13 protein-coding genes and 1 tRNA gene are annotated in these 13879 nt (G+C 64.4%); 7 read left to right on the forward strand and 7 right to left on the reverse strand.

Going from position 1 to position 13879, the window contains the following annotated elements; translation table 11 throughout:
- Window positions 1-161: 161 nt before the first annotated feature.
- The 3 genes from ACTIEZ_RS08795 to ACTIEZ_RS08805 are packed head-to-tail and all read right to left on the reverse strand — an operon-like array spanning window position 162 to window position 3234.
- Window positions 162-1703: an MDR family MFS transporter gene (locus ACTIEZ_RS08795; protein WP_439546298.1), complete on the reverse strand. Its 1542-nt coding sequence runs from the start codon at window positions 1701-1703 to the stop codon at window positions 162-164.
- Window positions 1700-2746 carry an HlyD family secretion protein gene (locus tag ACTIEZ_RS08800; RefSeq protein WP_439546299.1) on the reverse strand — a complete coding sequence of 349 codons (1047 nt, stop codon included), beginning with the start codon at window positions 2744-2746 and terminating at the stop codon, window positions 1700-1702. The genes ACTIEZ_RS08795 and ACTIEZ_RS08800 overlap by 4 nt, the downstream gene beginning before the upstream one ends.
- Window positions 2743-3234 (reverse strand): MarR family winged helix-turn-helix transcriptional regulator, encoded by a 492-nt coding sequence (locus ACTIEZ_RS08805; RefSeq protein ID WP_439546300.1) that lies wholly within the window; start codon window positions 3232-3234, stop codon window positions 2743-2745. Before ACTIEZ_RS08805 ends, ACTIEZ_RS08800 begins: the two co-directional genes overlap by 4 nt.
- A gap of 208 nt (window positions 3235-3442) precedes the next feature.
- Between ACTIEZ_RS08805 and prsK the strand changes: the two genes are divergently transcribed.
- The 4 genes from prsK to ACTIEZ_RS08825 all read left to right on the forward strand — a co-directional run bounded on the left by prsK (window position 3443) and on the right by ACTIEZ_RS08825 (window position 7644).
- Complete coding sequence (gene prsK / locus ACTIEZ_RS08810; protein WP_439546301.1) at window positions 3443-5569, forward strand: XrtA/PEP-CTERM system histidine kinase PrsK; 2127 nt, start codon at window positions 3443-3445, stop codon at window positions 5567-5569.
- Complete coding sequence (prsR, locus tag ACTIEZ_RS08815; RefSeq protein ID WP_439546302.1) at window positions 5566-6939, forward strand: PEP-CTERM-box response regulator transcription factor; 1374 nt, start codon at window positions 5566-5568, stop codon at window positions 6937-6939. The genes prsK and prsR overlap by 4 nt, the downstream gene beginning before the upstream one ends.
- A gap of 78 nt (window positions 6940-7017) precedes the next feature.
- A tRNA-Pro gene (locus tag ACTIEZ_RS08820) sits at window positions 7018-7094 on the forward strand.
- A gap of 136 nt (window positions 7095-7230) precedes the next feature.
- Entirely contained in the window at window positions 7231-7644 is a 414-nt protein-coding gene (locus tag ACTIEZ_RS08825) for a holin family protein (RefSeq protein WP_439546303.1), read from the forward strand.
- 96 nt (window positions 7645-7740) lie between these two features.
- Here ACTIEZ_RS08825 and ACTIEZ_RS08830 read toward each other — a convergent pair whose 3' ends face one another.
- Complete coding sequence (locus ACTIEZ_RS08830; protein WP_439546304.1) at window positions 7741-8253, reverse strand: gamma carbonic anhydrase family protein; 513 nt, start codon at window positions 8251-8253, stop codon at window positions 7741-7743.
- Entirely contained in the window at window positions 8250-9287 is a 1038-nt protein-coding gene (argC, locus tag ACTIEZ_RS08835; RefSeq protein WP_439546305.1) for an N-acetyl-gamma-glutamyl-phosphate reductase, read from the reverse strand. Before argC ends, ACTIEZ_RS08830 begins: the two co-directional genes overlap by 4 nt.
- Window positions 9288-9538: 251 nt before the next feature.
- Between argC and ACTIEZ_RS08840 the strand changes: the two genes are divergently transcribed.
- Complete coding sequence (locus ACTIEZ_RS08840) at window positions 9539-10171, forward strand: hypothetical protein (RefSeq protein WP_439546306.1); 633 nt, start codon at window positions 9539-9541, stop codon at window positions 10169-10171.
- 82 nt (window positions 10172-10253) lie between these two features.
- Here ACTIEZ_RS08840 and hemB read toward each other — a convergent pair whose 3' ends face one another.
- Entirely contained in the window at window positions 10254-11249 is a 996-nt protein-coding gene (gene hemB / locus ACTIEZ_RS08845; RefSeq protein ID WP_439546307.1) for a porphobilinogen synthase, read from the reverse strand.
- Between the two features lie 216 nt (window positions 11250-11465).
- Here hemB and ACTIEZ_RS08850 point away from each other — a divergent pair, with 216 nt between their 5' ends.
- Window positions 11466-12143, forward strand: a complete 678-nt coding sequence (locus ACTIEZ_RS08850) for a carbonic anhydrase (protein ID WP_439546308.1) — start codon at window positions 11466-11468, stop codon at window positions 12141-12143.
- Between the two features lie 20 nt (window positions 12144-12163).
- Here ACTIEZ_RS08850 and ACTIEZ_RS08855 read toward each other — a convergent pair whose 3' ends face one another.
- A complete protein-coding gene (locus ACTIEZ_RS08855; protein ID WP_439546309.1) occupies window positions 12164-13051 on the reverse strand; it encodes a lysophospholipid acyltransferase family protein in 888 nt (295 codons plus the stop codon).
- Window positions 13052-13099: 48 nt separating this feature from the next.
- On the opposite strand from ACTIEZ_RS08855, the gene murI reads away from it, so the two are divergent.
- Window positions 13100-13879, forward strand: coding sequence for a glutamate racemase (gene murI, locus ACTIEZ_RS08860; RefSeq protein WP_439546310.1), 780 nt, complete (start codon window positions 13100-13102; stop codon window positions 13877-13879).

Consider the following 13879-nt stretch of genomic DNA (forward strand, 5'->3'; position numbering starts at 1 on the left):
TCCCTTGGAGGGCCGACCAACCCCGCCCCCCCTCGGGGTGGTGGCGCCGCGGGCGCCGGAGGGGGGCTCCCAGCGAAAAGGCTGGGCGCCTGTTTCGGCTGGCGCCACCCCTCCGTCTCGCTTCGCTCGCCACCTCCCCTGGAAGGGGAGGAGCAAAAGGTTCAATCCGGCAGATGCACCGGCGGCGCTGGCCGTGGCTTGCGCAGGATCAACAGCAACGGCAGCACGGAAACCGCCATGATCGCCATCGCGCGGAACACATCCAGATAGGCGATCATCAGCGCCTGGCGGTTCACCGCGCCATCGATCACCGACACGACCGCGCCGGCCCCGGCCGCCGCCAATGTCGCTGGATCGGCCCACGGCACGCTGAACGGCGTGATGCCGCTGCCGATATCGGCGTGCGAAATCTGGGTCTGCCGCTCCAGCAGGGCCACCGCCACGCTGATGCCGATCGAACCGCCGATATTGCGCAGCAACATGTAGATGGCCGCCGCATCGGTGCGCAGTGCCGGCGCCAGGCTGGCAAAGGCCACGGTGTTCAGCGGCACGAAGATCAGCCCGAGCCCGGCGCCCTGGAAAAAGCCGGTGACGACAAACGGCCAGGCGCCCTGATCAGGCGAAAACAGGCTCATCCCCCACAAGGCCGCACCGGTGGAGACAAACCCCACCGCCAGCATGCCGCGCGGATCGACGCCGCGGCCCAGCAACTGCCCGGCCGACATCATGGCGATCATCATGCCGATGCCGCGCGGCATCATCAACTCGCCCGCCGCCACCACCGGATAGCCATAAAGCGTCTGCACCATCGTCGGCAGCAGCGCCGTCGTCGCCACCAGCAGAAACCCGACCAGGGTGATGAACAACATGCCGGTCAGCGCATTGCGATCGGTGAGCAGTTCACGATCAATGATGGCGCCGGGTCGCGACAGCGCGTGCACCCCAAACGCCCACAGCGCCGCGATGGCCAGGCCCGCCTCCAGCCGCACTTCCCAGCTTGCCAGCCAATCAAGCTGCTGGCCGCGATCCAGCGCCAGTTGCAGCGCCGCCATGCCCAGCGCCAGCAACGCAAAGCCCAGCATGTCGAACCGCCTGGCCGGCAATTTCGGTTCCGGCAGCGATGCGGCGGCCGTGGTGAAGCAGATCAGCCCGAACGGCAGGTTGATCAGGAACACCCAGCGCCAATCGAAATTCTCGGTCAGCCAGCCGCCCACCACCGGGCCCAGGATCGGCCCCACCATCACGCCCACGCCCCACCAGGCCATCGCGGGCCCGTGTTTTTCCTGCGGCCACACGTCCAGCACATAGGCCTGGCCCAGCGGCGCCAGAAACGCCCCCGAAGCGCCCTGGATGATGCGATAGATCACCATTTCCGAAAGACTGCCGGCCAGCCCGCACGCCAGCGAAGCGATCGTGAAAATGGCGACACTCCACAGGAACAACCGCCGCCGCCCGATGCGCGCCGCCAGCCAGCCGGTGATCGGTGTGGCGATGGCAGTGGCGACGATATAGCTGGTCAACACCCAGGTGATGCTGTCGGCGGCGGCATTCAGGCTGGGCTGCATGTGCGGCAACGCGACATTGGCGATGGTGGAATCCAGCACCGTCATGAAACTGCCGAGCATTACCACCATGGTGACGACGACCGGCGATGCGCCCGGCGTTGCAATCGCCGGCACAGAAGCGCCCGGGGCGCTGCTCACTTGGTGATCACCTTCACCTCGGCCGACAGGCCCGCGATCAGCGGCATCGGCAACTTGGCTTGCTGCGGCGCGTCCAGCTTCACCCGCACCGGCACGCGCTGCACCACCTTCACCCAGTTGCCGGTGGCATTCTGCGCCGGCAGCACCGAAAATTCGCTGCCGGTGCCAACCCCGATACTGTCCACCCGGCCGGGCAGCACGATATCGGGAAAGGCATCCAGCCGCACTTCGGCGCGCTGGCCGACCCGCATTTCAGCCAGCTCGGTTTCCTTGAAATTCGCCTCCACAAAGGCACTGTCCGTCACCATCACCGACAGGCCGGCAACGCCCTGGATCATCACCTGGCCGGGCAGCAGCCGGCTGGTCTGTGTCGCGATGCCATTGGCCGGGCTGCGGATCAGCGTGCGCGACAGATCGAATGCCGCCTGGTCGCGCGCGGCGGCCGCCGCCAGCACCAGCGGATGATTGGCTTCGCTGGTGGCGATGCCGGCGGCCTGGCGGGCGCTGCGATCATCGGCAAGGGCACGATTGAGTTCGGCGCGCGCATTGGCAACGGCAAATTGCGCCTGCTGCAAGCGCGCACGCGTGGCAAAGCCGCGATCGATCAGGGTCTGCTGCCGGTCCAGTTCGGTGATGGCAAAGGCCAGCGCCTCCCGCTTGGCCGCCACATCGGCAGCGCTGCCACCGGTGCCGGATTGCAACTGGCGCACCTGCAGGCGGGCATCGGCCAGCCGGGCTTCGGCCTGCGCCAAGGCGATGCGGAACGGCTCGTCGGCCAGCTCGATCAACACCTGGCCGCGCTGCACCGGCATATTCTCGGTCACGTTCACGCGCAGCACGCGGCTGGTCACGTCGCTGGATATCGCCACCTTGTCCACCCGCACATAGGCATTGTCGGTGCTGACCTGGCCCCGGCCGGACCACCACAGATACACACCCACCGCCACCACCAGCAGCGGCACCGACAGCATGATGATGCGGGTGCGGTTTCGCGATCTGGCCGGTGCTTCCGCCAGCGCGGCAGGCTTGATCGGTGCGTTCATGCTTCCCGCCCCAGATTGGCGCGCAGCTTGACCAGCAGCGCATGCAGCATCGCCTGTTCGGCCGCATCAAAGCCGACCAGCATTTCGGCGCGCAGTTCGGCCGCCACCGGCGCCAGATCGGCGAGCATGTTGTTGGCATGCGGTGTCAGGAACAACTGCCAGGCGCGGCGGTCGGCCGGATCGGCGCGCCGCTCCACCAGCCCGGCATCGGCCAGCCGATCGACCATGCGACCGACGGTGATCGTCTCCACCTCCAGCCGTTCTGCCAGAGCCGCCTGGTTGATGCCCTGCGCCCGCGCCAGCGCGATCAGCACCTGCCATTGCGCCCGCGACACGCCGATACGCCGGGCGCGCGCATCAAAGCGCCGGCGCAGCATCCGCGCCGCATCCGTAACCAGCACGCCGATGGTGTCGGGTACCGGAAAGGCAGCGGCGCCGACATCCGGCTCCGCGTGATCAGGCGGCGAATCGACAAGCTTTGGCGGCATGCAAAAAAATAGCATACATGCTTATCACCAGCCAGATGATGATCAGCACGGCGCCCTGCAGCCCTGCAAACTGACAGGGCGCCGCCGCCGGCCGATGCTGCGTCACACTGGCATAGCGGGCGATGCTGTGGTTAACCTGTGATTAGGCCGCAGGTGGCGGCGAGCGGGGGATCCTGGTGGCAATGGCGCAACCGACGGCAGGCAACAGATGATCGAGCTGACCGACGTCGGCCTGTTCAGCCATGGCATGGCACTGCTGGCCTATCTCGCGCTGGCGGTGGCTGCGCTGTCGCGCCAGCGTGGCACGCTCAACATCTGGCTGGCCGCCGCCGCGCTGGCCACCGCTGCCTGGGCTGGCAGCTTCGTGGCAACGATGCTGGTCGATCCTGGCTTCCAGATCTGGATTTCGCGTTTTCAGACCGTCAAGATCGGCGCCTGGATCGGGCTGTTGCTGTATCTGCTGCGGCCGGCCTGGCTGGGCGGCGAAGGCAATGATCGCACGGCCTTCTGGGTGGGCGGCGTGCTCGGCTTCGTGCTGGCGCTGCAACTGGTCATCGATCTGGCCGGCGCCGGGCAGGATAGCCTGATCGGCGAAGGCAATGTCTCCGCCAGTTTCTTCCTGGTGCTGCGCATCGCGGTGTCGGTCACCGGGGTCGTGCTCAGCCACAATCTGTTCATCAACAGCCGGGAGGCCGATCGCTCCGGCTTCCGCCTGATGGCCATCGGGCTGGCCGGGCTGTTTCTGTATGATCTCAATTTCTACACGCTGGCCTTCCTGCTGCCGCCGGGTTCGCCCGATCTCTACAATATCCGCGGTGCCGTCGATGCCTTCCTGGTGTTGCTGTTCCTGTTTTCCACCCGCGATGCCTGGGTGAAGGGCGCGCGCGTGTCGCGCACCGTCGCCTTCCAGACGGTCGCCTTTTCCGGCGTCGGATTCTATCTCATCGCGATGTCGCTGCTGGCCTATGCGCTGAAGCTGGTGGGCGGCAATTGGGGCGTGTTGCTGCAGGTCACCTTCCTGTTTGCCACCGCGGTGGTGGGCGCGGTCGTACTGGTGTCGGATCAGGTGCGGGCGCGGCTGCGCATGTCCATCGCCCGCAATTTCTATCGCTATCAATATGATTATCGCGCCGAATGGCTGCGCTTCATCACCACCGTTTCGGCACCGGGCGAAGCGGCCGCGTTGCCGGTGCGCGTGGTGCAGGCGGTGGCCACCGTGCTCGATGCGCGCGGTGGCTGGCTGCTGGTGCCCGAAGAGGATCGGCTGCAGGCCTTGGCCAACTGGCAGATGCCCGACAGCCAGCCCCAGGCCATCGCCATCGACAGCCCGCTGGTAACCTGGCTCGCGGCTGGGGATCGCGTGCTGGATCTCGATCTGATTCGCGCCGGCGAAGCCATGTCGCCGCCGCCGCTGCCCGAATGGCTGGCGGCCGATACACGGTTCTGGCTGGCGGTGCCGGCGGTCAATCGCGACAATCTGGCCGGCGTGCTGTTGATCGGGCGCAGTCTGGTGCCACGCAAGTTGGGCTGGGAAGACGAGGAACTACTGAAAACCCTGGGTCGCCAGGCCGGCAGCTATATCGCCGAAAGCAGCGGCCAGGCCGCGCTTGAGGAGGCCCAGCGCTTCGAGGATTTCAACCGGCGCTTTGCCTTCATCCTGCACGACATCAAGAATCTGGTCAGCCAGTTGTCGCTGCTGTCGCGCAACGCCGAGCGCCATGCCGACAATCCGGAATTTCGCGCCGACATGATCGAAACGCTGAAAGTCTCGGTGGAAAAGATGAACGCGTTGCTCGCCTGGCTGTCGCAGCGTGCCGGCGGCGGCACCGGCGATGATCAGGAGGTGCCGATCGCCGGCTTGCTGCGCCAACTGGTCAAATCGCGCCAGGCGGCCTGGCCATCGCTCAGCCTTAACCTGCCGGCCGACACGCCGCAGATCGTGCGCGGCGATGGCGGCCGGCTGGAACAGATGTTTGCCCATCTGCTGCAGAATGCGATGGATGCCTCGCCGGCCGGTGCGCCGATCCGCATCGATCTGGCGGTGGCCGGCAGTGACGTGGTGGTCACGCTTGCCGACCGCGGCCACGGCATGTCGGCGCGCTTCATCCGCCAGGAATTGTTTCAGCCGTTTCACAGCACCAAGGCCGGCGGCTTCGGCATCGGCGCCTATGAAGCGCGCGAGATTGCCCGCGCGCATGGCGGCCGGCTTGACGTGGCCAGCCGTGAAGGCGAAGGCACCAGCTTCACCATCACGCTGCCGCTTGCGCGTCCGCCGGGCCGGATGGCACACGGGATCAGCAAGCCTGCCGTGCTGGCAGGAGAGGAACAAGCGTGAGCGACAAGCCCAAGCTGCTGCCAAAATTGCTGGTGGTCGAAGATGATCCCGGCCTGCAGCGCCAGTTGAAATGGTCCTATGACGATCAGGAAGTGATCATCGCCGGCACCCGTGATGCCGCCATGGAGGCATTGCGCACCCATCACCCCGCCGTGGTCACGCTCGATCTGGGCCTGCCGCCCGATCCCGATGGTGTCAGCGAAGGCTTTGCCACGCTGGAGGCGATCCTGCAGGCGCGGCCGGCGACCAAGGTGATCGTCGCGTCCGGCCATGGTGCCCGCGAAAGCGCCCGCCGGGCCATCGCACTGGGCGCGTTCGATTTCTATCACAAGCCGGTCGATATCGACGAACTCGGCCTGATCGTGCGCCGTGCCTATCATGTCGCGGAACTGGAAGCCGAAAACCGCCGCCTGGCCGACAGCGCGGCCGGCACGGACAAGGTGCTGGGCACCATCGTCACCGGCGCGCCGGAAATGATCAAGGTGGCGCGCATGGTGGAGCGGGTCGCCAGCGCCAATGTGTCGGTGATGCTGCTTGGTGCGTCGGGCACCGGCAAGGAATTGCTGGCGCGCGGCCTGCACAATGCCTCTACGCGGGCGAAAGGCCCGTTCGTGGCGATCAATTGCGCTGCCATTCCGGAAAATCTGCTCGAATCCGAATTGTTCGGCCATGAACGCGGCGCGTTTACCGGCGCGGTGAAGATGCAGGAAGGCAAGATCGAACTGGCCGAGGGCGGCACCTTGTTCCTCGACGAAGTCGGTGATATCCCCCTGCCGCTGCAGGTGAAATTGCTGCGATTCCTGCAGGAACGCGTGATCGAACGCATCGGCGGGCGCAAGACGATCCCGGTCGATGTGCGCATCGTCTGCGCCACCCACCAGAATCTCGACGAGATGATCGTCCAGCAGCGGTTCCGGGAAGATCTCTTCTATCGTCTCGCCGAAATCGTCGTGCGCATCCCAGGCCTGAAGGAACGCCCCGGCGATGCAGCATTGCTCGGGCAATATTTCCTGACCAAGTTCGCGCGTGAGAATGGCCGTGAGTTCAAGGGCTTCACCCCCGATGCCATCGCCGCCATGGCCGATTGGCACTGGCCCGGCAATGTGCGCGAACTGGAAAACCGCATGAAGCGCGCGGTGATCATGGCCGAAGGCAATCGCCTGTCGGCCATTGATCTCGATCTGGTCGCCAAGAGCGATGAAGCCGCGCTGACTCTGAAGGCCGCCCGCGAAGGCGCCGATCGCATGGCCATCCGCCGCGCCCTGGCCCGCAGCGATGGCAACATGAGCACGACCGCCAAGCTGCTCGGCGTCAGCCGCCCGACGCTGTACGACATGATGAAGACCTACGGCATCGAAAATATCGACTGACCCCGGGACTGAATCCGGGATCGAATTTGACAGCGCTGTTGCATCTGGCGCCGCCAGCCTGTAACCCCCGCGCTGGCTCGGAGCGTAGCGCAGCCTGGTAGCGCATCAGACTGGGGGTCTGGAGGTCGCAGGTTCGAATCCTGTCGCTCCGACCATTCTCATTTCCCCCTTCTGTTTCCCCTCTCCCCTCGCGGGAGAGGGCGACTCGGCGAAGTCGAGCGGCCTGCCCTGTCCTACACGAACCAATAGGGTTAAACATGTTGCCTTCCACGCAAGGAAAGGCACCCCCCAATGTCCATCTTAAACGCCCTGATCGCCCCCGTCGCCGGCCTGATCGACAAGATCATCCCCGATCCCAAGGCCCGCGACGCCGCCAAGCTCGAACTGCTGAAGCTGCAGAACAGCCAGGAACTCGAACTGCTGAACACGCAATTGTCGGCCATCGTGGCGGAGGCGGGCAGCAACGATCCCTGGACCAGCCGCGCCCGCCCCAGCTTTCTGTATGTGATGTATGCGCTGCTGCTGTGGTCGATCCCGATGGGCCTGATCGCCGCCGTGCAGCCGCAAATGGCGCACGACATCGGCCAGGGCATGACCCGCTATCTGAACGGCCTGCCCGAACCGCTCTACGCCCTCTTCGGCACCGGCTACCTCGGCTACACCGCAGCCCGCCAATGGGGGAAGACGAAAGGCACGGACAAATAGGCCGACCCGCAACTCCTCTTGGCTGCGGGAGGGGAGCCTTTCGTGCGTGAACCTTCTGCTCCCCTCCCGCTTGCCGGGGGGGCTGGGGGTGGGCCTTCACTCCCCCCGATACACCCCCGCCAACCGCGCATAGCCCGCCGCCCCGGCCCGATTGCGCGCAATCTCCTCCGCGCTCAACAGCCGCAGCAATTTCGCCGGCCGCCCGGCCCATAATTCCCCCGTCAACACCCGCTTGCCCGGCGTCAGCAAGGCGCCCGCTGCCAGCATCGCGTCTGGTTCCACAACAGCGCCGTCCAGCACCACCGCCCCCATGCCGATGAACGCGTGATCCATGATCGTGCAGCCGTGGATGATGCAGCCATGCCCGATCAGCACATCATCGCCGATCACCGTGTCATACCGCCCACCGGTGACATGCACGATCGTTCCGTCCTGGATGTTGCTGCGCGCGCCCACCGTGATCGCCCCGACATCACCGCGCAGCACGCAGTTGAACCAGATCGAACTGCCCGCGCCGATCGTCACCCGCCCGATGATCTGCGCGCCGGGCGCGATGAACACATCATCGGCCAGTAGCGGCATCTGCGAACCAAATGGGTGAAGGCTCACGGAAACAGCGGCGCCTGTTCCAGGCCCATGGTTTCTGGCAAGCCGAACATCAGGTTGAAATTCTGCACGGCCTGGCCGCTCGATCCCTTCACCAGATTGTCGATGGCGGCGATCACGATGGCGCGGCCGGGCACGCGATCGGCGAAGACATTGATCACCACATGGTTGGACCCGCGCACCATGCGGGTGGCAGGCGCCACGCCAATGGGCAGCAGATGCACGAACGGCTCGGCGATATAGGCATCGGCCAGCACCTCGCGCAGATAATCCACGCCATGCGCGGTTTCGACCACGATGGTCACCAGCTCGCCGCGGTTCATGGGCACCAGGTGCGGCGTGAAGCTGATCGTCACGTCCCGCCCGGCGCGAAGGCTCAGTTCCTGCTCCATTTCCGGCATGTGGCGATGCCGGCCGATGCCATAGGGGTGCACGGCTTCGGCCACTTCGGGGAACAGATTGGCCTCTTTCAACCCGCGCCCGGCGCCAGACACGCCGGACAGCGCATTCACCGTGATCCGCTCGGCCGAAATCGCATGGCTCGCGACCAGCGGCAGCAGCGCCAGCAACACCGCGGTCGGGTAACAGCCAGGGCATGCGACGATCCGCGCCGCCGGCAACGAACGCCGCGCAAATTCGGTCAGGCCATAGACCGCACCGGCCAGCAATTCCGGCGCCGGGTGCGCGACACCATACCAATCGGCATAGGTGCCGGCATCCTTCAGCCGGAAATCCGCCGAAAGGTCGATGATGCGCTGCCCCGGCAGCCCGCTGAGCAATTCCGCCGACGCTGCATGCGGCAGGCAGCCGAACACCGCATCGATGCCGGAAAAATCGATCTCGTCGGCTTTCACCAGCGCGGGCAGGGCAGGGTAGGGCGCAAAATGCGGCCAGATCGCCGCCATCGTCTGCCCGGCCTTGGCATTGGCCGCCAGCGCGGCAATCTCCATGCGCGGATGCGTGATGGCCAGACGCACCAGATCGGCCCCGGTATAACCCGAAGCCCCCAACACCGCGATGCGCAACCGATCCGTCATGGAGGCGCGTTACGGCAGGGGATGGTGTAGTGCAAGGGACGCCGCTCAAGCCAATTTCAACGTCATTGCTGGAATGCAACGCAAAGATGGTTCCCACGCCGCCTTGAATGGCCTGTCAGAGGGGGCAGATTAACTTAAAATAAACGTTACTATGGCGTTATGATGTATATTTAGGGTTCACTGTGGATGGTAGATAAGCGTCCAAGTAATTTAGCCTAGTTAAACAGTCTGCGCCTATGGGATGTGTCGATATGGGAATCGTAAATTACTTTGAGGAGATAGTTGATCGTCATATTGAACAGTTATTTGAGTCGGAAGGTTACATTAGTAAAAATAGTTTAGTTCATGATCAAGAACAGCTGAAAAGTTGTTTTCGTCCGCTTCTGAGCGCGATCGAGTCAGCTTTGGAGAAGCCTGAATTTGATCTCATTGCTCAAGTTGAAAAGGCAACATGGGAAAAATCGAGGGCGGAAAACGAACTTAGGATTGTAAATGATGAATTATTATTGACAAAGGAAAGACATTCTATTACCGAAATTGAGCTTTCACTTGCTCGAGACGAAGTTCTTATTCTAAGAAAAGAATATGAAGAACTATCAACGGATTTCGACCGCTGGAAAAAGAACGTCTGGAAAAATGAAGCCAGTCTAAAAAGAACGATTGACGAGCTTCAAAAAGGCGCGCGTCAGATGCGTGATGATTGCCAAAAAGAGTTGCAAAATCTAAAAAATCAAATCATTAAAAATGAAAATTATTTTCGAGAAGAAATAGATACGCTTAACAAGGTAAAATTAGGTCTCAAAAATACTATTAATGCTCAACAGAGGTCAATCAAGGAACTTGAAAAGCAGGCAATGAGAGCGCAGGTTTCCTTCAGATATTAGATTTTTTTTGTGTACCGTGATGCAAGTAAAAACTTTAATCTCCGTCGCTTGATTCGGGAGATTCGGCCTGGTTTAGGCCGTTTCACGCGCCCAACAACCGCGCCGCCAGCGGCGCGTGATAGGTCAACACCCCCGCACAGCCCGCCCGGCGGAAGCTCATCAGCGCCTCCAGCACACCGCGGTCCCGATCCAGCACGCCCGCCGCAATCGCCGCCTCGATCATCGCATATTCGCCGCTCACCTGATACGCGAACACCGGCACATCGAACGCGTCGCGGATGGCACGGATGATGTCCAGATACGGCATCCCCGGCTTCACCATCACCGAATCCGCGCCTTCCGCGATATCCAGCGCAACCTCGCGGATCGCTTCGCGGCTATTGGCCGGGTCCATCTGATAGGTTTTCTTGTCGCCCTTCAGCACACCGCCACTGCCCACCGCATCGCGATAGGGGCCATAGAAGGCCGAGGCATATTTTGCGGAATAGGCCATGATCTGCGTGTTGTGGAACCCGTCCGCCTCCAGCCCGGCGCGGATCGCCGCCACCCGCCCGTCCATCATGTCGGATGGCGCAATGATATCGCACCCCGCCCGCGCCTGGTTCAGCGATTGGCCGATCAGCATCTCCACCGTCGCATCGTTCAGGATTTCGCCGGCCTCGCTCAACAGGCCGTCGTGGCCATGGCTGGTGTAGAGATCGAGCGCCACATCGGTGAGCACGCCAATCTCTGGCGCTGCATCCTTGATGGCGCGGATGGCGCGGCAGATCAGATTGTCCGGGTTCAGCGCCTCTGCCGCATCCTCGCTGCGCTTGTCGGCGCTGGTGTGCGGGAACAGCGCCACGGCCGGAATGCCGAGCGAAGCAGCCTCCTTGGCGGCCTTGGCCAGCCGGTCCACGCTCAGCCGTGATACGCCCGGCATGGTGCCCACCGGCACGGCCTGGTCATGGCCTTCGGTCGGGAACAGCGGCCAGATCAGATTGGCCGGCGACAGGCTGGTTTCGCGATGCAGATCGCGGCTCCACGCGGTCATGCGGGTGCGGCGGAGGCGAGCGGCAGGATAGGCGGCGTGAGTCATGCAGGTGGATTACCGTGCAGGATGGGCGCTGTCATCCTCCGCCATCGCCAGCGGGTCACGGCACAGCGCCGGGCCGCATCAAACACCGCCGCAGCCCATAAGGTTGAATTGCATTTCCGTAATTATCTGCTATTTCCCAAGGTCGAGAAAAGCGGCTCCTGATCATACCCGGACGTCCCGGGCAGTTGGCAGGGCAAATCCGCTGGGGAGTTCCCAATGCCTCGTTTCGCCGCCGGCGTCGTCCGTTTCCAGCAGGAAGTCTACCCCGAGCGGCAGGCGTTCTTCGAGAAATTGAGCAAGAGCCAATCCCCCGAAGCCCTGTTCATCACCTGCTCCGATTCGCGCATCGAAACCGCGATGCTCACCCAGACCGAGCCGGGTGACCTGTTCGTCTGCCGCAACGCCGGCAATATCGTGCCGCCGCACAGCAGCCAGACCGGCGGTATCACCGCCTCCATCGAATTTGCCGTGTCGGCGCTCAAGGTATCGCACATCGTCGTATGCGGGCACACCGATTGCGGCGCGATGAAGGGCGCTCTGAACCTCGACAAGCTGGGCGGGCTGCCGCACGTTCGGGAATGGCTCGGCCATTCGCGCGCCGCTGTGGAAATCGTCGCAGCGATCGGCGGGGATCTGAATGAACACGACAAGCTGTTGATGCTGCTGGAACAAAATGTCCTGCTGCAGCTCCAGCACTTGCGCACCCATCCCTCCGTCGCCGTCCGCCTGGCCATGGGCGACATCACGCTCCACGGCTGGGTTTACGACATCGCTGAAGGCGAAGTCCTTGCTGTTGACTTGGCCACCGGCAAATGGTCGCCCGTCTCCAATCGCTATGCCGACGCCTTTGCCAAGGCCGCCGCCGCAACCGAGCACGAGCACAGCCACGCCTGAACCGGCGTGGCCAGCCGGCGTCACATCACCGGCCGGCCGCCCAGTGTCTCCGATAATTTCGCCACGATTGCCCCGCGCGCGCGGGCCGAAAGCGCCTTGCGGTTCGGCGTTTCGGCCGGGCTGAACGGCGCCAGGAAATGCACGCGCGCTTCCCAGGTGCCGGGGCGCGACAGCAGACGCCAACTGTTGGCGGCGCCGGTTTCCATGCCGATCCACGCCAGGTTGCGCCCGGCTTCGTCGCAATCGATCACCACCGGTTGCACGGTCGCGCCCGGCGGCGGCGGGATCAGCATGGCAAACAGCGGCGCCTTGAACGGCAGCAGGCGGCGGCCATCGCTGGTGGTGCCTTCGGCAAACATCGCCACCCGGCTGCGCCCGGCAAACACCGCGCGGATGGCGGCGATCTGCGCGGGCACGCCCATGCGGTCGCTGCGGTTGACGAAAATCGTGTCGTTGATGCGGCACAGGAACGCCAGCCCCGGCCACAGCGCGATGCCATGCTGCGCGACAAACACCGCGCCGGTGCAGCCGCCCAGGATCAGCGCGTCGGTCCAGCTGAGGTGGTTGGCGATGTAGAACACGTCGCGGTCCACCGGCTGGCCGATCACCCGCACGCGGATGCCGCAGGCCCGCGCGCCCCAGCCCAGAAAGCGCTGCGCCCACGGCGTTTCCCAGCCCATCGCGCGCCACAGCAGTTGCGGCGGCACACAGATCGCCGCGATGGCCGCCAGCCACAGCGCGCGAGCCGCCACACGCGCGCCGCCAGCCGGATCAGCGGCAAAGGCTCGTGCAAACCGCGCCACCGCAGCGCCAATTCCCGGCACCGGCGGCGCGACGAAGCCGCTGGCATCCGGCATCGGCGGCGGCCAGTTTTCGGGCCATGAATCGGGGGCGGTGTCAGCGTCCATCGCAGCCCTTCTTGCCGCATCCCGCGCTGCGCCGCTATGGGGCAGTTCATGGCACAGATCGTGATGCTCGATTCAGGCGTTGGCGGGCTTTCGGTGCTCGATGATGTGCGCGCCCTGCTGCCGGCGGTGGACATCACCTATGTCGCCGACAATGCCGGCTTTCCCTATGGCACCAAGACGGAGATGGAGGTCGCCACCCGCGTCTGTGCGCTGGCCGGGCGGCTGATCGAGCGGTTGCGCCCCGATCTGCTGGTGATTGCCTGCAACACCGCGTCCACCATCGCGCTGGCCCACGCCCGCGCCGTATTGGATGTGCCGGTCGTGGGCACGGTGCCGGCGATCAAACCGGCCGCCGAAGCGTCGCGCACCCGCGTCATCGGCGTGCTCGGCACGCAGGCGACGGTGCGCCAGCCATATGTCGATCGCTTGTCCGCCGATCATGCCGGTGATTGTCTGGTCCTGCGCCACGGCTCGGCACGGCTGGTGGAATTGGCGGAGGCGCATCTGCGCGGTGAGGCGGTGACCGCCGCCGATGTGGCGCCGGAACTGGCCGGGCTGACCAATCAGCCGGGCGGTGACCGCATCGACCAGATCGTGTTGGCCTGCACGCATTTCCCGCTGCTGGAACCACAGCTTCGCGCCGCCGCTGCGCCCGGCATCGGCTTTGTCGATGGCGGCCCCGGCATCGCGCGGCGGGTGGCGCATCTGCTCGGTGCACGCGCCGGCCATGGAACCGGGCAGGGCCGCGCGATGTTTACCAACAAGGACTCAGAGGTTGACCTGCTCCGCCCGGCACTGCACCGCTACGGCCTCAACATCGATACATGA

Source organism: Sandarakinorhabdus sp., from assembly GCF_051860625.1.
Lineage (GTDB): Bacteria > Pseudomonadota > Alphaproteobacteria > Sphingomonadales > Sphingomonadaceae > Sandarakinorhabdus.

Bases quoted from the DNA above. Each gene is read 5' to 3' on its own strand.
- ACTIEZ_RS08800 (WP_439546299.1), bottom strand. From the start codon at position 2,746: ATGAACGCACCGATCAAGCCTGCCGCGCTGGCGGAAGCACCGGCCAGA.
- ACTIEZ_RS08805 (WP_439546300.1), bottom strand. From the start codon at position 3,234: ATGCCGCCAAAGCTTGTCGATTCGCCGCCTGATCACGCGGAGCCGGAT.
- prsK (WP_439546301.1), top strand. From the start codon at position 3,443: ATGATCGAGCTGACCGACGTCGGCCTGTTCAGCCATGGCATGGCACTG.
- ACTIEZ_RS08825 (WP_439546303.1), top strand. From the start codon at position 7,231: ATGTCCATCTTAAACGCCCTGATCGCCCCCGTCGCCGGCCTGATCGAC.
- argC (WP_439546305.1), bottom strand. From the start codon at position 9,287: ATGACGGATCGGTTGCGCATCGCGGTGTTGGGGGCTTCGGGTTATACC.
- ACTIEZ_RS08840 (WP_439546306.1), top strand. From the start codon at position 9,539: ATGGGAATCGTAAATTACTTTGAGGAGATAGTTGATCGTCATATTGAA.
- hemB (WP_439546307.1), bottom strand. From the start codon at position 11,249: ATGACTCACGCCGCCTATCCTGCCGCTCGCCTCCGCCGCACCCGCATG.
- ACTIEZ_RS08850 (WP_439546308.1), top strand. From the start codon at position 11,466: ATGCCTCGTTTCGCCGCCGGCGTCGTCCGTTTCCAGCAGGAAGTCTAC.
- ACTIEZ_RS08855 (WP_439546309.1), bottom strand. From the start codon at position 13,051: ATGGACGCTGACACCGCCCCCGATTCATGGCCCGAAAACTGGCCGCCG.
- murI (WP_439546310.1), top strand. From the start codon at position 13,100: ATGGCACAGATCGTGATGCTCGATTCAGGCGTTGGCGGGCTTTCGGTG.